The sequence below is a fragment of the Streptomyces sp. N50 genome (assembly GCF_033335955.1).
Lineage (GTDB): Bacteria > Actinomycetota > Actinomycetes > Streptomycetales > Streptomycetaceae > Streptomyces.
In genome coordinates this window covers 456,012-473,251 of record NZ_CP137550.1, presented here as the reverse complement: position 1 = coordinate 473,251, position 17,240 = coordinate 456,012, and the positions used below count along the sequence as shown (strand labels likewise).

17 protein-coding genes are annotated in these 17,240 nt (G+C 71.1%); 9 read left to right on the top strand and 8 right to left on the bottom strand.

The window, feature by feature from the left end; all coding sequences use genetic code 11:
• Positions 1–3: 3 nt before the first annotated feature.
• Both R2B38_RS51455 and R2B38_RS46645 read right to left on the bottom strand, forming a co-directional pair.
• Complete coding sequence (locus R2B38_RS51455; protein ID WP_411978655.1) at positions 4–765, bottom strand: lectin; 762 nt, start codon at positions 763–765, stop codon at positions 4–6.
• 297 nt (positions 766–1,062) lie between these two features.
• Positions 1,063–2,178, bottom strand: a complete 1,116-nt coding sequence (locus R2B38_RS46645) for a serine hydrolase domain-containing protein (protein WP_318022273.1) — start codon at positions 2,176–2,178, stop codon at positions 1,063–1,065.
• Between the two features lie 119 nt (positions 2,179–2,297).
• Between R2B38_RS46645 and R2B38_RS46640 the strand changes: the two genes are divergently transcribed.
• Together R2B38_RS46640 and R2B38_RS46635 are read left to right on the top strand one after the other, a co-directional pair.
• Complete coding sequence (locus tag R2B38_RS46640) at positions 2,298–3,179, top strand: AraC family transcriptional regulator (RefSeq protein ID WP_318022272.1); 882 nt, start codon at positions 2,298–2,300, stop codon at positions 3,177–3,179.
• A 185-nt stretch (positions 3,180–3,364) separates the two neighbouring features.
• Complete coding sequence (locus tag R2B38_RS46635; RefSeq protein WP_318022271.1) at positions 3,365–4,600, top strand: MFS transporter; 1,236 nt, start codon at positions 3,365–3,367, stop codon at positions 4,598–4,600.
• 74 nt (positions 4,601–4,674) lie between these two features.
• Here R2B38_RS46635 and R2B38_RS46630 read toward each other — a convergent pair whose 3' ends face one another.
• From R2B38_RS46630 to R2B38_RS46615, 4 genes are read right to left on the bottom strand one after another with little or no spacing between them, the layout of a single operon-like run.
• The gene (locus tag R2B38_RS46630) at positions 4,675–5,805 is read right to left on the bottom strand and encodes a glutamate--cysteine ligase (protein WP_318022270.1); all 1,131 of its coding nucleotides are present in this window, start codon (positions 5,803–5,805) and stop codon (positions 4,675–4,677) included.
• A gap of 57 nt (positions 5,806–5,862) precedes the next feature.
• Positions 5,863–6,570, bottom strand: coding sequence for an ABC transporter ATP-binding protein (locus R2B38_RS46625; protein WP_318022269.1), 708 nt, complete (start codon positions 6,568–6,570; stop codon positions 5,863–5,865).
• A 6-nt stretch (positions 6,571–6,576) separates the two neighbouring features.
• Positions 6,577–7,959: an ABC transporter permease gene (locus tag R2B38_RS46620; protein WP_318022268.1), complete on the bottom strand. Its 1,383-nt coding sequence runs from the start codon at positions 7,957–7,959 to the stop codon at positions 6,577–6,579.
• Positions 7,960–8,013: 54 nt separating this feature from the next.
• Complete coding sequence (locus tag R2B38_RS46615; protein ID WP_318022267.1) at positions 8,014–9,300, bottom strand: ABC transporter permease; 1,287 nt, start codon at positions 9,298–9,300, stop codon at positions 8,014–8,016.
• Positions 9,301–9,420: 120 nt separating this feature from the next.
• Here R2B38_RS46615 and R2B38_RS46610 point away from each other — a divergent pair, with 120 nt between their 5' ends.
• The 3 genes from R2B38_RS46610 to R2B38_RS46600 all read left to right on the top strand — a co-directional run bounded on the left by R2B38_RS46610 (position 9,421) and on the right by R2B38_RS46600 (position 11,698).
• Positions 9,421–10,083, top strand: coding sequence for a response regulator transcription factor (locus R2B38_RS46610; protein ID WP_318022266.1), 663 nt, complete (start codon positions 9,421–9,423; stop codon positions 10,081–10,083).
• Positions 10,074–11,294: a HAMP domain-containing sensor histidine kinase gene (locus R2B38_RS46605; protein ID WP_318022265.1), complete on the top strand. Its 1,221-nt coding sequence runs from the start codon at positions 10,074–10,076 to the stop codon at positions 11,292–11,294. The genes R2B38_RS46610 and R2B38_RS46605 overlap by 10 nt, the downstream gene beginning before the upstream one ends.
• Positions 11,295–11,566: 272 nt before the next feature.
• Positions 11,567–11,698: a hypothetical protein gene (locus R2B38_RS46600; RefSeq protein ID WP_318022264.1), complete on the top strand. Its 132-nt coding sequence runs from the start codon at positions 11,567–11,569 to the stop codon at positions 11,696–11,698.
• Positions 11,699–11,753: 55 nt separating this feature from the next.
• Here the strand turns inward: R2B38_RS46600 and R2B38_RS46595 are convergent, their stop codons facing one another.
• A complete protein-coding gene (locus R2B38_RS46595) occupies positions 11,754–12,818 on the bottom strand; it encodes a dipeptidase (RefSeq protein WP_411978654.1) in 1,065 nt (354 codons plus the stop codon).
• Positions 12,819–12,835: 17 nt separating this feature from the next.
• The gene (locus R2B38_RS46590; protein ID WP_318022262.1) at positions 12,836–14,191 is read right to left on the bottom strand and encodes an amidohydrolase family protein; all 1,356 of its coding nucleotides are present in this window, start codon (positions 14,189–14,191) and stop codon (positions 12,836–12,838) included.
• A gap of 95 nt (positions 14,192–14,286) precedes the next feature.
• Here R2B38_RS46590 and R2B38_RS46585 point away from each other — a divergent pair, with 95 nt between their 5' ends.
• The 4 genes from R2B38_RS46585 (at position 14,287) to R2B38_RS46570 (ending at position 17,239) form a co-directional block, all read left to right on the top strand.
• The gene (locus R2B38_RS46585; protein ID WP_318022261.1) at positions 14,287–15,048 is read left to right on the top strand and encodes an IclR family transcriptional regulator; all 762 of its coding nucleotides are present in this window, start codon (positions 14,287–14,289) and stop codon (positions 15,046–15,048) included.
• On the top strand, positions 15,045–16,001 hold the full coding sequence (locus tag R2B38_RS46580) for an ornithine cyclodeaminase family protein (protein WP_318022260.1): 957 nt from the start codon (positions 15,045–15,047) through the stop codon (positions 15,999–16,001). Before R2B38_RS46585 ends, R2B38_RS46580 begins: the two co-directional genes overlap by 4 nt.
• A 414-nt stretch (positions 16,002–16,415) precedes the next feature.
• Positions 16,416–16,907 carry a YbaB/EbfC family DNA-binding protein gene (locus R2B38_RS46575; protein WP_318022259.1) on the top strand — a complete coding sequence of 164 codons (492 nt, stop codon included), beginning with the start codon at positions 16,416–16,418 and terminating at the stop codon, positions 16,905–16,907.
• The gene (locus R2B38_RS46570; protein WP_318022258.1) at positions 16,904–17,239 is read left to right on the top strand and encodes a hypothetical protein; all 336 of its coding nucleotides are present in this window, start codon (positions 16,904–16,906) and stop codon (positions 17,237–17,239) included. The genes R2B38_RS46575 and R2B38_RS46570 overlap by 4 nt, the downstream gene beginning before the upstream one ends.
• Position 17,240 lies beyond the last annotated feature (1 nt).

The window sequence follows — 17,240 nt, the reverse complement described above, 5'->3', positions numbered from 1 at the left end:
TCGTCAGCCCAGAACCGTCTGGGTGACGACGATGTGTCCGGCGTCCGGGTCGAGGACGCCGCCGAGGCGGTCGAAGGCGCCGTCGGTGAGATCGAGGCACTTCGGTTCCTGCGGGGTCTGGGCGAACGTCCCGCGGTCGTTGATCCGTACGGTCAGGGAGCGGCCGTTGGCGACATTGGTGACCTGGACCCGTGTGCCGAAGGGCAGTTGGGGCTGACGTGAGAGCGAAGTGGCCGCCGTGTCCGCGTTGTTGTCGAAGACCTCGCCGCTGGCCGTGAGAGCGCCGGCGGGCTGGGGGCCGTAGTGCGTGGCCCAGCACTGCTCTCCCGACTGCTGCGCGGGGGCGCTCCACTTCTGGTTGGCGCCGCCGGTGCAGGTCCAGAGCTGGATGCGCGCCCCGTTGGCGGAGGAGTTGTCGGAAACGTCGAGGCACTTGTTCGCGGCCGGGTTGACGATGTCGTTCGCGGCGGTGACGGTCCAGCGCTGGTTCGCGCCTCCGGTGCAGGTCCACAGCTGGACCTTGGCGCCGTCGGCGGTCGAACTGCCGGTGACGTCAAGGCACTTGCCCAGCGCGCGGACGGTGCCGTCGGTGCCGACCGTCCACTGTTGGGCGCCGGTGCCGTTGCAGTCGTAGAGCTGGACCGGTGTTCCGTCGGCGGAGTTGGCTCCGGCGACGTCGAGGCACTTGCCGGCGAGGCCGGTGATGGAACCGGTCGCGGCGGCGGCCGGTGTCCCGGTGAGGAGGCCGGTCAGCAGGGCGAGCATCGCGAGGACGGGGGTGCCGCGTAACGCGAGGCGGGGGAGGGGGAGGGGGGAACGAGTGGCCATGGGGGTGGCGGGCCCTTTCGAGCGGTTCGGCGCGCACGGAAGAGGGCACAGGCCTCAACTGGGCCCGCGCTGAAGGGAATTGACCACTCGAAAGTAAAAGTCTAGACCAATAAGGTCAAGGTGCGTGCAGGACAGTATTCGTCGGCGTCGGTGTCGGTGGTGGCCGGAACAGTGGCTCGTGCATCGTCCGCCGTCGCGCCGCTGGACCAAGTACGCCCCCAGAGGCGGGAGTTGTCACCGCAGTCCGCTGTATGCGGCCATGATGATCTCCATGCCGCGGCTGTCCTCCTGCTGCTCCCGGTCGATCATCTGGTTCATCACGTAGGCAACCGTCATACGGGCGTCAGGATCGCTCGCGACCAGCGAGCCGCCCCATCCGCCCCAGCCGAACATATTGCCGAACTTGCCGAAGCCCACCGTCCAGGACATCGGGCTCCGCAGCACCCGGTCCTCGCCGCGGAACACCTCCTGCCACGCGGGCTCGCAGCCCTCGGGAGACAGCAGCCGCACCCCACCGGCGGAACCCCGGTTCGCCAGGACCGACTGGACGAGGGCGACGGACCGGGCGTTACCGAAGCCATTCACCGCGGGGAGCTGTGCACGGCGCCAGGCAACGGAGTTGGCGTCCCTGACCCGGACCGTGACACCGGTGTGCTCCCGACGTGTGCCGTCCGGTCCGAGCGGTGCGCCGGCGGTGAACTCGTCGGTCTGCGACGGCGGCGGGATGAGCGGTGCGACGCGGTGGTCGTCGGCGGGGGAGAGCCCGATGTGGAAGTCCGCGCCCAGCGGTCCGGCGACTTCCTCGGCGAGGAAGTCGCCGAGGCTGCGGCCGGTGACGCGGCGGACGACCTCACCGATCAGGAACCCGAAGGTGAGCGCGTGGTACCCGGCGGCGGTGCCCGGTTCCCATTCGGGGGCCTGCGCGGCCAGCCCCGCCGTCACGCCCTGCCAGTCGTAGAGGTCCTCGACCGCCGTCGGCCCGGGCAGGTCCGGCAGCCCCGCGGTGTGGGACAGCACATGGCGTACGAGCAGACCCTCCTTGCCTGCCGCCGCGAACTCGGGCCAGTAGGCGGCGACCGGCGCGGACAGGTCGAGCAGGTCCCGGTCGGCCAGGACGAGCGCGCACAGGGCCGTCATGTTCTTGGTCGTCGAGTTCACACACGTGAGGGTGTCGCGCTCCCAGCCGACCGAGCGGTCCGCGTCGGCGTACCCGCCCCACAGGTCGACCACCGGCTCGCCGTCGAGATAGACGGCGACCGAGGCACCCACATCGTCCTTGTCGAGCGAGGCAGCGAGCGCCGCCTCGACCGCGCCGAACCGCGGCTCGCACCGCCCCTTGAGATCATTCATGTACGCAAGCCTCAGACAGGGCCGAGGCTTGCGGCCCGACAATTCCCGTACGGCTTTTGTCGGGCGGGACGCGGAGGAACCACCGCCACCATCACTTCCACACCCAAGGACGGAGACACGTGCTGGAGCGGCTGAATCAGGTGCTGGACGACCTGGAGGCCCGCCTCGATCAGGAGGCCGACGTGGCCGAGGCCGCCCAGGTCGCCGGCGTGTCGGAGTACCACTTCCGGCGGCTGTTCTCCGCCCTCGCCGGGATGCCGCTCCCGGTCTACCTGCGGCGCCGGAAGATGACGCTCGCCGCGGCCGAGGTGGTGGCCGGGGAACGCACGCTGCTCGATGTCGCGGTGCGCTACGGCTACGGCTCGGGCGAGGCGTTCGCCCGGGCGTTCCGTTCGGTGCACGGCATCGGACCGAGCGAGGCCCGGCTCACGGGTGCGCTGCTCACGGCCCAGCCGCGTGTGTCCTTCCGTGTCGTCGTCGAAGGGAGCGCGGCCATGCGGTACCGGATCGTGGAGAAGGAGGCGTTCCGGGTCGTCGGCAGGAAGGCCCGGGTCCCGCTCGTGCACGAGGGGGACAACGCGGCCGCGGGGGCGCACCTGGAAAGCCTGGACGCGCGGACGATCGTACGGATGAAGAAGCTGGCCGACGGGGAGCCGGAGGGGGTCCTGTCGGCGGCGGTGTATCTGACCGACAGCCGGGAGGAGGGCGCCGAGGCCGACTACTGGATCGGCGTGGTCACCGGCCCGGAGACGGCCGACGACGAACTCGACGCTCTCGACGTGCCGGCCGGGACCTGGGCGGTCTTCGACAACGACGGGCCCTACCCGACCGCGCTCCAGGAACTGTGGCGGGACGTGTTCGCCCAGTGGTTCCCCTCGAACCCGTACACGAGTCGGCCCGGTCCGGAACTCCTGCTGACGAAGCCGGTGGAACTCGGCGAGGAGACCCACTCCCAGCTGTGGATCCCGGTCGAGCGGAGCGGCGCGCACGTCGCCGTGTGAACACCCGTCCGCCGAGCGGTGGGACAGGTCGTAGACTTTTCCTGCCCCCAGGGGCGCATCGGGCAACGGTGGCCGACGCGACAGGCTACAGAAACAGGGCGAACGGGACGTATCGCGGTCCCGCCCACTTCACCCGCATCCGCAACCGTACGCACACCACCGCCCGCGAAAGGTAATCGCGCCCCATGCCACTGGCCCTGCTGGCCCTTGCCCTCGTCGCGTTCGGAATCGGTACGACCGAATTCGCCACCATGGGACTGCTGCCCCAGATCGCCGACGGCGTCGGCGTGTCCGTGCCGCACGCCGGCAATCTCGTCTCCGCCTACGCGCTCGGTGTCGTCGTCGGGGCGCCTGTCCTGACCGGGATCGGGGCGCGCATCGCCCACAAGCGGCTGCTGCTCCTGCTGTCCGCGCTGTTCGTGGTCGGAAACGTCGCCTCCGCTCTCGCCCCGAACTTCGGCCTGCTGTTCGCCGCACGATTCCTGGCGGGCCTGCCCCACGGAGCACTGTTCGGCGTGGGCGCCGTCGTGGCCTCCCGGCTGGTCGCCCCCGAACGCGCCGGGCGGGCCGTGTCGAGGATGTTCCTCGGACTCACGGTCGCCAACATCGTCGGCGTCCCGGCCGGTACCGCGCTCGGGCAGCATCTCGGCTGGCGGTACGCCTACTGCGCCGTCGCCGTCATCGGCCTGGTCGCGCTCGCCGCGCTGGCCGCCTTCGTCCCCCATCAGCCCCGCGGTAACCAGTCCGGGATCCGGCACGAACTGCGGGCGATGGGCAACCGGCAGGTCGCCCTCGGCCTGGCCACCGCCGTCGTCGGATTCGGCGGTTTCTTCGCCGTCTACAGCTACCTGGTGCCGATCCTGACCCACGTGACCGGCCTCGCCGACTCCTCCACGACGTGGGTCCTAGCCCTGTACGGCATCGGGATGACGGTGGGCACACTGATCGCGGGCCCGCTCACCGACCGGGCCCTGCGCCCGACCTTGTACGGGGGCCTGTTCCTGCTCGGCTCGGCGCTCGTGGCGTTCTACTTCACCGTGCACAGCACCGTCCCCGCTCTGGTGACCCTCGTGTTCATGGGAGCGATGGGCGCCCTGGTCACCACCCCCGTGCAGATGCTGCTCATGGCCAAGGCGAAGAACGCCCCGACGATGGCCGCGGCCTCCAATCACTCCGCCTTCAACCTGGCCAACGCCGGCGGCGCCTGGCTCGGCGGCCTGGCCATCTCCGCCGGCTGGGGCTGGGCCTCACCGGCTCTGGTCGGCGCGACACTTGCCGCTGCCGGCCTCGGCCTCGCCCTCCTCGCGGGCTTCACGGACCGGGACACCGGCAGTTCCACACTGATCACGTCCTCACCGGCCCGGACGCCGGCGGAGACTGTGCCGACGACGTCCCACACGCAGACCGGTGGCGACGCCTGACCGGTGACGTCGGCTCCACAGGACCGAGCCGAGCCGGAGGTGGTGGGGGAGCAGATGAGTGGCGACGGCGATCACTAGCTCCCGGTGCTCACCGAGGTGGCCGGCTGCGCGGGCTGGGGCGCGATCAGGTCCAACAGCGCCTCTGTGCCGCCTTGCGCGAGCGCGGCACGTTGCCGTGCGGCTCCCGTCCCCTGGTCGAGCAGCCGCTGAACGCCCGAGGCCACCCGGTCGGCGTCCCCGAGTTCCTCGAGCGCGGGTGTGAGGCGGTCGAGCATGGCGCCCACCACCGCGGCCGCCGGCGCGGACGTGGCGGTACGGGGGTCGACCAGATCCGCGCTCAGACCGCGGCGCGCCGCGTGCCATCCGGCCGCCTGCAGTATCTCGGGCGAGGGGGTCAGGGCGAGCAGATCGCGACGGTCCTCGTGCAGTGCGGTCACCACCAGCGCGCGGGTGAGCCCGGCGAGGGTGACGGCACTGTCGACGTCCAACTGGACATCGGGCGCGCGTACTTCCAGCGTCGGGTAGTCGTCGGACAGCCGGGCGTGCCAGTACAGCTGGCCCCGGTCGGACACGACGCCGGTGGCCAGCAGCGCGGCCACCTGCTCCTCGTAGTGCGCGGCGCCGGTGAAGAACGGCGGCGAGCCGCTGATCGGCCAGCGGCCGAAGACCACGGTGCGCCAGCTCGCGAAGCCGGTGTCCCGCCCTTCCCAGAAGGGGGAGTTGGCGCCCAGGGCCACCAGCACCGGCAGCCAGGGTCTCAGCCGGCCCAGCGCGGCGGCACCGGCCTGCCGGTCCGGCACGGCGACATGGACGTGCATGCCGCAGATCAGCTGCTCGTCGACCAGCCGAGCGGCCTCGTCCCGCATGGTCCGGTAGCGCTCCTGCGCGGTGACAGGTACCAGCGGCGCGCCAGCCAGCGGTGCGCCACCGGTCGCCGCGAGCCGACAGTTCGCGCGGCGAGCGGCGCTCCCCACCGCGCGCCGGAAGCGGGTGAGGTGCGCGGTGACCTCGTCGAGGTCGGAACACACCGGCGTGGCGACCTCCAGCTGCGCCTGGAGCAGTTCGGTGTCGATGTCCTCCCGCCGCACCCCGGGCTCGCGTCCCGCGGCGGCACGGACCTCGCCGATGCGCGGCGTCGGCAGTCCCGTCTCACGGTCGAGCAGCAGGAACTCTTCCTCGACGCCGAGCGTCACACCTGTCGTCATAGGGGTGGGGTGCCCCCGATCCGCCCCGTCACGACAGGAACGCGACCCCGACAGGCGTCATGAGGCGTTCCGCTGTTCCGTGAGCCTGCCCTTGCGCAGGTGGAGGATGCGGTCGGACTGTGTGGCCAGTTGCTGGGAGTGGGTGACGACGATGACGCACTTCCCCTGATCGTGGGCGAGCTCGCGAAAGGTGTCGATGATGCCCTGGGCCGTGTCCTCGTCGAGGTTTCCGGTGGGTTCGTCGGCGAAGAGGATGTCGACGTCGCAGGCGAGGGCGCGGGCGATGGCGACACGCTGCTGCTGGCCGCCGGAGAGCTGCATCACGTTGCGGGTCGCCGTCGCCCTGTCCAGGCCGATCGCCTCCAGCAGGAGCAGGGCACGGCTTTTGCGGTTGCCTGTGGGGGGTCTGGTGCCCGTGATCTCCATGGCGCAGGTGACGTTCTGGAGGGCGGTCATGTAGGTGAGGAGGTTGTACTGCTGGAAGATCGTGGCGGCGTGCTGGTTGCGGTAGCGGCCGAGGCCGAGTGCGGTGAGGTCGTGGCCGTCGAAGCTGATGGCGCCCTTCGTGGGCGTGTCGAGACCGCTGGCCAGACTGAGCAGGGTGGTCTTGCCGCTGCCGGAGGGTCCCAGGATGGTGTAGAAGGTGCCGCGCTCGAAGTCGTGGTCGATGCTCCTGAGCACGGTGGTCCTGCGCCGCTGGCCGGCGTACGTGTGGCTGACGTCGGTGAGGCGCAGCACGGGCGGGGTGGCGGTGGGGCCGGTCATGGCGGATCACTTGCCTTTCGTGAGGATGGTGCGGGGGCTCAGCCGCAGCACGGCGGTCGCCGGGATGGCGGTGGCGAGCAGGCCGATGCCGAGGCCGACGGAACCGACCACGGCGAGGTCCGCCGGATCGAGCGCCACCGTGATCCTGCTGATGGGGTCGGCGTTCTCCACGGGCTTGTCGTTCGGGTCGATGCCCTGATCGAGACCGGTGCTGCCGGGGGCCGGGGGCTGCCAGGAGTTGAGCTTCTTCTCGGCGGCCGAGGCTTCCCTGCCGAGCAGCGACTGTCCGGCGCTCTGGGTCAGGGCCGGGGCGAAGAGTGAGCTGACGCCGATGGCGACGGCGGCGACCACGACGATTTCCAGGGCCTGCTGGGTGACGAGCTTGGCCTTCTTCTCACCCATGGCCAGCAGGACGCCGTACTCCCTGCGGCGCTGCTTGACCGCGAGATCGACCAGGAGGGCCAGGACGGCCGCGCCGGCGACGCCCATGAGCCACATGGCCACGGTGGCCGTGGAGCGGATGCTCTTCAGCGGGCCCGTCATCTGCTGGACGGCCTTGTCGTTGGCGTCGAGCTTGAACCCGTCGAGCGCCGAGCCCGCGACCTGCTTCGCCTTTTCCTTGAACGCGCTCTGTTCGTCGGCGTCCTGGAGAAGGAAGGTCGCCAGGCCCACCTGGAGCGTTCCCTTGCCTCCGGACTCGAGTGCGGAGACACCGCCCACGGTGCCGTACAACAGGTTGGCCGGGCTGAGGTAGTTTTCGGGCTCGGGTTCGGTGCTGGGGCGCGGGTCACGGTAGATGCCGGCCACCGTGAAGTCGACCGTCGTCTTCTCGTCGTTCGACGTCAGAGGGATCGTGTCCCCGACCTTGAGACCGTTCTTCCTGGCCAGCCGCTCCTCGATCAGGAGCTTCTTCTTGTCCCGGTCGGCGGCCGTGAGGTGACGGCCGGACAGGAGGATGAACTTGCCGCTGCGGAAGTCGGGCAGCAGCGAGGAGTCGAGCACGCCGGTGGCCGACGTGGCGCCGGGGCCCATGGTCTGGGTCTTCGGCCCGCCGTCGACCAGCTTGTACCGGCCCTTGAGGAAGGCACGGTCCCACATCGAGTAGGTGTACTTCTGGACCTGGGGCAGCGCACCGAGCCTGTCCACGGTCGCGGCGTCGATGCTCGGTGCCCGCATGCCGCCGCCACCGCCCGACCGGTCCATGTCCATCTCCATGGTGATCTCCGCGCCCACGGAACGTTCGGCCTGCTGCTCGGCCTGGGCCGTCGCGTCGTTGATCAGGACGCCCGACAGCACCATCACGGAGATGACGAGGAAGGTGGCGAAGGTGATCAGGGTGCGGCTCTTGCGGGCCCACAGGCTGAGCCCGGCGCGTTTGACGAAGTTCATGGATATCGCTCTCTCGGTCCCTGTCGGTGGATGGAAGTGCGGTGACCCGCACGGCTATTCGGGGTCGGTGAGGATGGATCGGGGATGCAGGCGGAGGATCCCGATGCCCGGGACGACGGTGGAGACCAGGGAGATGCCGAGCCCGATGCCGGCGACCTTTCCGATGGCGGCCGGCTCGACCCGTACCGCGACCGGGGCTATCTCGGCGCCCCGCGCTCCGGCCGACGTGAGCGGCTTGCCGGTCTGGTGGCCGAGGAACGTGTCGCCCACGTGCTGCCCGGCGAGGGAGCCGGCCACGGCGGCGAGCGCTACGGCGGGCAGCGCGACGGCCGCCACCTCCACGGCGTGCTGGCCGACAAGCTTCCACTTCCTCTCGCCCATCGAGAGCAGCACCCCGAGTTCGGCGCGCCGCTCGCGGATCTGCAGCGTCACGACGAGCCCGAGGACCAGCGCGCCGGCCAGGGCGATCACCCAGACGACCAGGCCGGCGAAGGTGCCGACCCGCTGGATCGGGCGGACCTGGTCGCGGTACGCCTTGTCGTTGACGCGGAAGTCGAACCCGCCTTCGCCCAGGAGCCGTTCGGCCTCGGCGTGCAGCTGCTCGGCACGGTCCGGTGAACCGATCTTGAACACCGCCTCGCTGAGGCTCGCGGTGCCGGTGGTCAGCTGCTGCGCGGCGCGCACCGGCACGTACAGCGTGTTGCCGGGCAGTTCGTGCGGACGCGCCCAACTTGTCGGATCCGGAGTCGGGTCCTGGAAGACACCGACGACCGTGAGCGGCACCGTGCGTTCGCCGTCCGCGGACCGCACCCGGACGGTGTCGCCGACCTTGAGGTGGTTCTTGTCGGCCAGGCGCCGTTCGATCAGCGCGACGTCGTGGCCCGCGTCCGCGGGGGTGATGCCACGGCCCGCCGTGATCTTCGTCGAGCCGTACGAGAAGGGCAGCAGCAGGTCCGAGTCGCGGACGCCGTTCACGGACAGCGGATCCTTCTCGGCCCCGGGTTTCTTCGTCCCGCCTCCGGCACCGCCCGGCCGCGGCGCGTTCGATGTCAGCGGGGTGAAGTCCAACGCACCGGCTCCCACCGGCAGTTCCGGGTTGTAGCGGTGCACCAGGGCCGAGGCACCGAGCCGGTCGGCCAGGGCCGGCGTGAACCCCTTCATCCTGACCGTGACGTCGACGCCGATGGTGCGTTGCGCGTCGGCCTCCTGGCGGGCCGCGGCGGCCTTCAGCAGGAAGCCGCCGAGGAGCAGGACACAGATGACGACGAAGATCGCCAGCAGGGCCGCGGTCCTGGACTTTCTGGCACCGAGGCTCATCCCGGCGCGCTTGACGAAGTTCATGCCGCAGACAGAAGCAGCCCGCCGTTCGCAGTGAGATAAGCGTGTTACAGCGGCATAAGGGCAGGCCCCGGTGCAGGTCTCCTTATCCGGCCGCAATCGCGGCCTTGGTTTGATGACGGCATGAGAGTTCTGGTTGCCGAGGACCACCGTGTGCTCGCCCGCACCATCGCCACCGGTCTGCGCCGCCAGGCCATGGCCGTCGACGTCGCCGCCACGGGCGACGCGGCCGAGCGGATGTGTCTGCTCACCGCCTACGACGTGCTGATCCTCGACCGCGATCTGCCGGTCATGAGCGGTGACGAGGTGTGCAGGCGGCTGCGCGAACTCCAGGATCCACCGCGGATCATCATGCTGACCGCGGCCGGTGAACTCACCGACAGGATCCACGGCCTCACCGAGCTCGGCGCGGACGACTACCTTGCCAAGCCCTTCGACTTCGCCGAACTCGTGGCCCGGGTACGCGCCTTGAGCCGTCGCGCGCCCAAGCCGCCCTCCGCCGTGCTGTGCTTCGGGAGCATCTCCCTCGACAAGGCGCGGCGTGAGGTGTCCGTGGACGGCCGACCGCTGGAACTGACGCCGAAGGAGTTTGCCGTCCTGCACCTGCTGCTCGTGTCCGGCGGTGCGCCGGTGGCGCACGACGAACTGGTCCGCACCGTCTGGGACGAGCACCTCGACCCGCGCACCAGCGCGGTCCGCGCCACCGTCAGCCGGTTGCGCGGCAAGCTCGGCGACCCGGGCCTGATCGCCGCCGACACGGGGGAGGGGTACCGGCTGTGCGACTGAACCCGCGGGCCGTGCTGAGCGGACTGCCCTTCCGCAGTCGCCTGGCCGTCGCCTTCTCCGGGCTCTTCCTGCTCGCCGGCACGGCCCTGCTCGCCTTCGTGGTGCTGCTCGCGCGCTACGGAACGGATCAACAGGTCCAGGGGCTGTCGATCACCTACGCCGATGTGCCGAGCAGTCCTACGACGTCCTTCGCGCCGTCGCACCCCACTCGGCCGGACCCCTTCTCCTCGCCCCAGAGCGACAGCGCCATGATCAAGAAGATCGACCAGACCGTGCGGGCCGTACAGAACACCGCGCTGCGCCAGATGGTGCTCTGGTCCGCCGTCGGCCTCCTCGTCATGGCGTTGCTGGCCGGACTGCTCGGCCGGTGGCTCGCGGGACGGGCCCTGCGTCCCGTCGCCTCCACGACCGAGGCCGCCCGCCGTATCAGCGAACAGAGCCTGCATCAGCGCCTGGCGCTCAGCGGCCCCGACGACGAACTGCACCGCCTCGCCGACACCTTCGACACCATGCTCGACCGGCTGGAGAAGTCCTTCGAGAGCCAACGCCGTTTCGTCGCCAACGCCTCCCACGAACTCAAGACCCCTCTCGCCGCCCAGCGCGCCACCCTCCAGGTCGGCCTCGCCGATCCCCTCCCCGAGGGCCTCGCCGAGGTGCGGGAGGACCTGCTCACCACCAACCGCGAAGCCGAACAACTGATCAACGCGCTCCTGCTGCTGGCCCGGAGCGACCGAGGGCCGGACGCGACCGAAAGCGTGGATCTGGCGGAGGTCGCCCGGCTGGTGACGGCCGAACTCTCCGCTCAGGCAGCCCAGAACGGTGTGCACCTCGATCTCAATGCCGACACGCGGCCGGTCGTTCCCGGAGACCCCGTTCTGCTGCGCCACCTGCTGGTGAACCTGATCCGCAACGCGATCCAGTACAACCGCCCCGACGGCACCGTCCACGTACGGCTCGACACGGCGACCGTCACGGTGACCAACACGGGCCCCCACGTGTCCGCCCAACGGATCCCCGGCCTGTTCGAACCCTTCCGCCGCCTCGACGCGGACCGCACCGCCACCACCGGCCACGGCCTGGGGCTGTCCATCGCCGCCTCCATCGCCGAGGCACACCACGCCACGCTGACGGCACGACCCGGTCCCGACGGCGGACTCGTGCTCACCGTGCGCTTCCCCTGGGCGGCGCAGGGGAAAGTCGTGATGCCGTGATCGTGGGGTCCGGGCGAACTCCGCCAGAGCCGTCGAGTCCACCGAGCCGCCGATTCACCGGAGTTGGCTTCGGTGTCCTCATCGGTGGCCTGACCACCGTGGTGACCGTTGCCGCGATCGGGCGGGCATGGGCTGCTTGTGACGTCGGCGTCAACGCAGGAGCCAACGGCGTGACCTTGCTGTTCCTTGCGCCTCTCCTATGGATCGCCACCGCGGTTCCGTGGGTGATCCTGGACAACACTCTCGGAAGACGTCATCGCAGGACAGCCGTGATGGCAGGGCTCGTCTTCACCTTGTGGTTCAGCTGGCTCCTCGTCACATGGCTCGGGATGCCGGACTCCTACCCCGACCCGCTCTGCCCCGGCAACGTCCCACCCTGGTGGCCGGACTTCATCCCGGCGTGATCGGCACGCGCTACGAGAACCCGCTGTACACGCCCGAGAACGCGGGCGCGGACTCTCAGGACGCCCAGACGCGGTCGGCGTAGTCGAGGAAGTTGCGGCCGAGGATCTTCTCGACGCGTCCGGAGCGGTAGCCGCGCTTCTCCAGGAGGCGGACGAGGTCGCGGAACTGGTCGACGCCGCGCAGGTCCACGACGAAGGGGTAGGTGTCGGCCCGTTCGCCCGCCGCGCCGACACCGGCCGCCCGGCGGGCGGCGACATGCTCGGCTAGCGAGGCGCGATAGGCGTCGAGGTCGTCCACGGCGGTGACGCTGCCGTCGGTGCCGATGCCGACATGGTCCTCGCCGCAGACGTCGACCGCGTGCACGATGTGGTCGACGACATCGGCGGCGGTGGCGTGGCCGGTCGGGTTGAGGAAGGGCATGAAGTAGATGCCGACGAACCCGCCCCGGTCGGCGACCAGTCGGAGCTCCTCGTCCGTCTTGTTGCGCGGGAGGTCGGCGAGGGCACGGCAGCCGGTGTGGTTGATCGACACGGGCTGCCGGGAGTGCCGGGCGGCGTCCAGGCAGGTGTTCTCCCCGCTGTGGGAGAGGTCGACCATCAGGTGGTGGTCGTTGAGGGCCTCGACGACCCGGTGGCCGAAGGGGGTCAGGCCCCGGTTGGCGGTGGCCATGGAGCCGTCGCCGAGGTGGTTGGCCTGGTTGTAGGTGAGCTGGACGACCCGTACGCCGGCCTCCGCGAACCCGGCGACGCGGCTGTCGACGAGGGCCGGGTCCTCTCCGACGGCGACGGCGTTCTGGAAGCCGTAGACGACGCCGATCCGCCGCTCGCGATGGGCGCGCCGGATGTCGTCGGCCGTACGGACCTTGAGCAGGTCGGCCGGGTGTGCGTCGAGGATGCCGTCCCAGACCGCGATCTCGTCCAGCGTGTGCTCGTACGGCGGGAGGTCGCCCATGGTGTAGCCGAGGGTGATGTTGACGGCGGTCAGGCCGGAGGCGCGGGCCTCGGCGATCGCCCGGGCGTCGAGGGCGAGTTGGGCGCTGCCGGGGTTGAGCTGTGTGGCGGCGGCCCGGGCGGCGGGGGTGTTGGGGTTGTCGAGCTGCCCCAGCGCGTTGACGATCATCGGGTGGGCGGCGGTGGTCACTGGGCGTCCTTCTCGAAGTCGGCGCGGTCGAAGCGGCGGCCGCGTTTCACGGTGAGGGTGATGGTGCGCAGGTTGGCGATGTCCCGGAGCGGGTCCTCGTCCAGGACGGCGAAGTTCGCGAGCTTTCCGGCTTCTACGCTGCCCATGTCCGCCTCGGTGCCGGCGGCCCTGGCGCCGATGAGGGTCGCCGCGCGCAGGACGTCGGCGGCCGACATCCCGCAACGGTCGACTAGGAAGGCGAGTTCGCCGTAGAGCGCGGGAAACGGGTCGTTGGGGGCGGTCTCGAAATCCGTTCCGGTACAGACGTCGACTCCGGCGCGGTGGGCCTGGGCGGTGAGCGCGGCGGCCAACTCGCTGTTGCGGCGGGCCCGTTCGACGGACTCGGCGGTGTCGCCCCGGAGTTCGTCGCTGGTCCACATGGACGCGGTGGCGTCAAGGACGGTGCCCCGGCGACGCATCTCGGCGAAGAGCGCGGCCAGTTGGGGGTCGTCGCCCGCGGTGAAACGGTCGTAATCCACGGTGGGTTTCGTCTTGTAGCTGCTCAGCGGCTCGGCGGGGTTCTCGAAGGCGAGCAGGGTGACGTGGGAGACGCTGTCGACGCCCGCGGCGACGACCTCGCCCGGCGCGGCCGGGAAGACGGTGGCGTGCGCCCAGACGGCGATGCCCTGGCGGTGTGCCTCGGCGGTGATCGCGGTGACGGTCGCGGCGTCCAGGTCGGCGTAGACCTTGATCGCGGCGGCGTGGGTGCCACGGGCCAGGGCGACGGCGATGGTGAGGTCGGTGTCGGGGGTGATGGCCTGCATCCAGGGGACGGCGCCGGGCGTGGCGCCCCGGGAGACCTCGTGGGTGCGCGGGTCGTCGAAGAAGGAGGGGCCGGCCATGAGCGCCGCGTAACGGATGTCGGGGCCGGGGATCTCGCCGACCAGCGTGGCCCGGGCGAGGTCGCCGATCTGCCGCAGGTCGTCGGCCATGTCGCGGACAGCGGTGACCCCGCTGTGCACCAGGCGCCTCAGCACCGCCTCGGCGACGGGCCGGTCGGGCGGGGTGGCCAGGTGCTGGTGGGTGTCGATCAGGCCGGGGACGACGAACCTGCCGTCGAGGTCGATGTGGGGCGCGTCGGCCGCGAGCGGGGGCAACGGTTCGCCGTCGCCGACGACGGTGTGGATCCGCTCGCCGTCCGTGACGATCGTGGTGTCCGCACGGGGCCGATCGCCGGTGCCGTCGAAGAGGGTGGCGCCGCGGTAGACCGTGACGGTTCCGGCGGGCGGTGCGGCCCAGGGGGTCGGGGCACCCGGGGGCAGATCGGTCATGGTCACCTTCAGGACGAGGGGTCGTAGGTCGCAGGTCGTCATGTTGTTACGCTCTATGTAACAAACGTTTCGTTCCATGAAAACGCAGATACTGTACTCCGTGGCCGCACCACGGACGAGAGGGATGAACCGCCGCCATGCCCGACGCACCCCCTGTTCCGGCACAGCCCAGGTCGGCCGTGGACAAGGCGCTCGACCTGGTCGAGGCCGTCTCGCGCGCACCGCACCCGGTGCGGCTGACCGAGCTGGCCGCCGAGGTGGGCCTGCACCGTGCCACCGCCTACCGGATCCTGCTGGACCTGGTCCGGCGGGGCTGGGTGCTGCGGGCCGGTGACCGTTATCTGCCCGGCGCCGCCGTGCTGCGGATGTCCGCCTCGGCCGCGGGCAACTCGCTGACCGCGCTGGCCCGTCCGGTGCTGGAACGGCTGTCCGCCGCGACCTCGATGATGGTCAACCTCCAGGTCCTGGAGGAGGGCGGCGCCCGGGTGATCGACGTGGTCAGGCCCGAACGGCTGGCCATGATCAGCCACTTGAGGGGCGAACTGCTGCCGGTACGGCGGTTCGCCGGACCGCTGGCCCTGGTCGCCGCGCTCGAACCGGACGCCAGGACACGGTGGTTGGACGGACTCGGCGACGAAGCCGCCGACGTGACACGGGAGTTGGCCGAGGTGGAACGGACCGGCGTCGCCGTGGAGCGCGGTCGTAACGACAAGTTGGTGGCCTCCGTCAGCCGGGCGGTTGCGCCCGACCCCGGCGCTCCGGTGTGCGCGCTGACGGTCGTGGGACCGGACGCCGAGTTCGACGGGCCGGAACTGGCCTCCGTGGAGCGGGAGTTGCGCGCGGCGGCGGACGAGCTGGGGACGGCACTGACCGTCGGTGCGCCGGAGGCCGGCCGGTGAGCGGTCTGCTCGTGCTGGACCGTCGGCAGACGGCCGCCGCCCTGCGGCCCGACGCCGTCCTCGACGCGGTGGGCCGGGCCCTGGTCTCCGTCGCCCGCGACGAGGTCTCCGTCCCGCCGCGGATCGCCGCCCTGACCCCGACCGGCCTGCTGGGCGCGATGCCGGGTTACGTCCCAGGGCTTGGGCTGGCCGCGAAGCTGGTGACCGTGACCGCCGATCCACGGCACCCCGGACGCGGTTTCCACCGGGGACTGGTGGCACTGTTCGACGAACACGACGGGCGGGCGCTCGCGCTCGTCGACGGCGAGTCGCTGACCGAGGTCCGCACCGCGGCGGTCGCCACCCGCAGCGCGCTGGCCCTGGCCGTCCGCCCCGGTCTCGGCCGGGTGACGGTGGTGGGGACAGGCGCGCAGGCCCGCGCACAACTGGCGCTGCTCGCAGCCGTGTTGCCCGAGGCCGAGGTGACGGTGGCCGGCCGCGATCCGGTACGGGCCGGCGCGGCGGCCGCGCTGTATCCCGGCGCGCGGGTCGCCGCCGGTGTCGAGGAGGCGGTACGCGACGCCGATGTGGTGTTCTGCTGCACCGGCGCCACCGCGCCCGTCGTCCGGCGCGAGTGGCTCGCGCCCGGCGTCCATGTCTCGTCGGTCGGCGGCTCCCAGGGGCCCGAACTGGACCCTGAGACCGTCCGCGACGCGGTCCTGTTCACCGAGTGGACCGGTGCGGCCACGGCGCCACCACCGGCGGGCGCCCATGAACTCCAGGGTCTCGCCCCCGGCCGGCCGGTGATCCTCCTCGGGTCCGTCCTCGACGGCGGCCATCCGGGCCGGGGCGGGGACACCGACACCCTCACCGTCTTCAAGTCCACCGGCCACGCCGCTCTCGACGTCGCGGCGGTCCGGGTGGCCTACGACGTGGCGCTCGAACGGGGCTGGGGCGTCCGCGTGGACCTGTGAGGGACGACGGCCTCGCTCAAGGGACAGGAGGGCTGTCGCCTTCCCTTGGCGTCGGGCCGTCGCCGGGTCTCTCTCCGCGCTCGCGCCGCCACTTCAAGTCGCCCTGTTTCAGGCGAAGTTAATGCGGATGCGGATCTTCATCCATCGCTCGTCATGTGCCGTTGGGGCGGATGTCAACCAGCCCGGCCATGATCGGATGTCTGTGGGCCCGAGCCGCGCGCGTCCTGTCTCAGGACGAGTGATGTGGGCCCTGGGCGCGTACGGACGGGACCTCCGGTGCGCGCTGAGGTGACCGCCGCCGGTACGTGTCAGTGCTGTCGACGCGGGCCCCGCCGGTACGGACGGCCCGGCGCTCGCGTCGGTCCGCGCCGCGGCCACCTCCGGTGAGTGGAGCACGAGGGAGATGGAGACCGGATGACCCAGGAGCCCGAGTCCGGCCCGGACGGTTACGAGGAACAGCTGGAGCGACGCCTCGCCCGGGCCAGAGCCGAACTGGCGGCAGCAGAGCGGGGCGCGGCACGCGCGGAGGCCGGCATGGCCGACTTCTCCTCGGCCACCGTCTCCAAGGACGGCTCCGTCGAGGTCACCGTCGGACCCCGGGGCGAACTGAGCGACCTGCGGTTCCTGGGCGACAAGTTCCGTGGGATGTCGAGCGCGGAACTCGGCGCGGCGATCATCGAGGCGGTCGAAGCGGGCCGCGATCAGGCACGGCGCGAGGCGGCCCACCACTTACGGCCGCTCGACACCGCAGGCCCGCAGGTGCCCGAACTCGCCGGACTCGGCATCGACTGGGCCCGGTTCACGGGCCCGTCCGCCCCCGCGCGGAGCCGCTCCGCCAGACCCGCCGCACGCACCCGCCTGCACGACGAGATCGCTGACGACGAGGAAGACGGAGGCATCCGATGACCGGCCCGTCCTACACATCGAATCCGGCGGCCATCATCGGCGGCACCCGTGTCATCGAGGACCTCGGCAGATACGCCGGCGAGGTGGGCGCATCCGCCCATGCCGCCCTGGCCGACACCGACTGGACCGGCAACGACAGTTACGGGCAGCAGCTCAGGAAGGAGTTCGTGCAGACCCGCGACTCCGTCCTCGCCACCATCGACGCCATCGCCGCGGGCATCTCGGCCGTGGGCGACGGCACCCTCGACAACCTGCGCTCGATCCGTAGCACCCAGGGCGGGATCCTCGACGCCATCCACGAACAACAAGGGCGCACCGGGAGCCGACCGTAAC

Bases quoted from the DNA above. Each gene is read 5' to 3' on its own strand.
- R2B38_RS46615 (WP_318022267.1), bottom strand. From the start codon at position 9,300: ATGAACTTCGTCAAGCGCGCCGGGATGAGCCTCGGTGCCAGAAAGTCC.
- R2B38_RS46600 (WP_318022264.1), top strand. From the start codon at position 11,567: ATGGCAGGGCTCGTCTTCACCTTGTGGTTCAGCTGGCTCCTCGTCACA.
- R2B38_RS46570 (WP_318022258.1), top strand. From the start codon at position 16,904: ATGACCGGCCCGTCCTACACATCGAATCCGGCGGCCATCATCGGCGGC.
- R2B38_RS46590 (WP_318022262.1), bottom strand. From the start codon at position 14,191: ATGACGACCTGCGACCTACGACCCCTCGTCCTGAAGGTGACCATGACC.
- R2B38_RS51455 (WP_411978655.1), bottom strand. From the start codon at position 765: ATGCTCGCCCTGCTGACCGGCCTCCTCACCGGGACACCGGCCGCCGCC.
- R2B38_RS46585 (WP_318022261.1), top strand. From the start codon at position 14,287: ATGCCCGACGCACCCCCTGTTCCGGCACAGCCCAGGTCGGCCGTGGAC.
- R2B38_RS46610 (WP_318022266.1), top strand. From the start codon at position 9,421: ATGAGAGTTCTGGTTGCCGAGGACCACCGTGTGCTCGCCCGCACCATC.
- R2B38_RS46630 (WP_318022270.1), bottom strand. From the start codon at position 5,805: ATGACGACAGGTGTGACGCTCGGCGTCGAGGAAGAGTTCCTGCTGCTC.
- R2B38_RS46645 (WP_318022273.1), bottom strand. From the start codon at position 2,178: ATGAATGATCTCAAGGGGCGGTGCGAGCCGCGGTTCGGCGCGGTCGAG.
- R2B38_RS46625 (WP_318022269.1), bottom strand. From the start codon at position 6,570: ATGACCGGCCCCACCGCCACCCCGCCCGTGCTGCGCCTCACCGACGTC.
- R2B38_RS46595 (WP_411978654.1), bottom strand. From the start codon at position 12,818: ATGATCGTCAACGCGCTGGGGCAGCTCGACAACCCCAACACCCCCGCC.
- R2B38_RS46635 (WP_318022271.1), top strand. From the start codon at position 3,365: ATGCCACTGGCCCTGCTGGCCCTTGCCCTCGTCGCGTTCGGAATCGGT.
- R2B38_RS46620 (WP_318022268.1), bottom strand. From the start codon at position 7,959: ATGAACTTCGTCAAACGCGCCGGGCTCAGCCTGTGGGCCCGCAAGAGC.
- R2B38_RS46575 (WP_318022259.1), top strand. From the start codon at position 16,416: ATGACCCAGGAGCCCGAGTCCGGCCCGGACGGTTACGAGGAACAGCTG.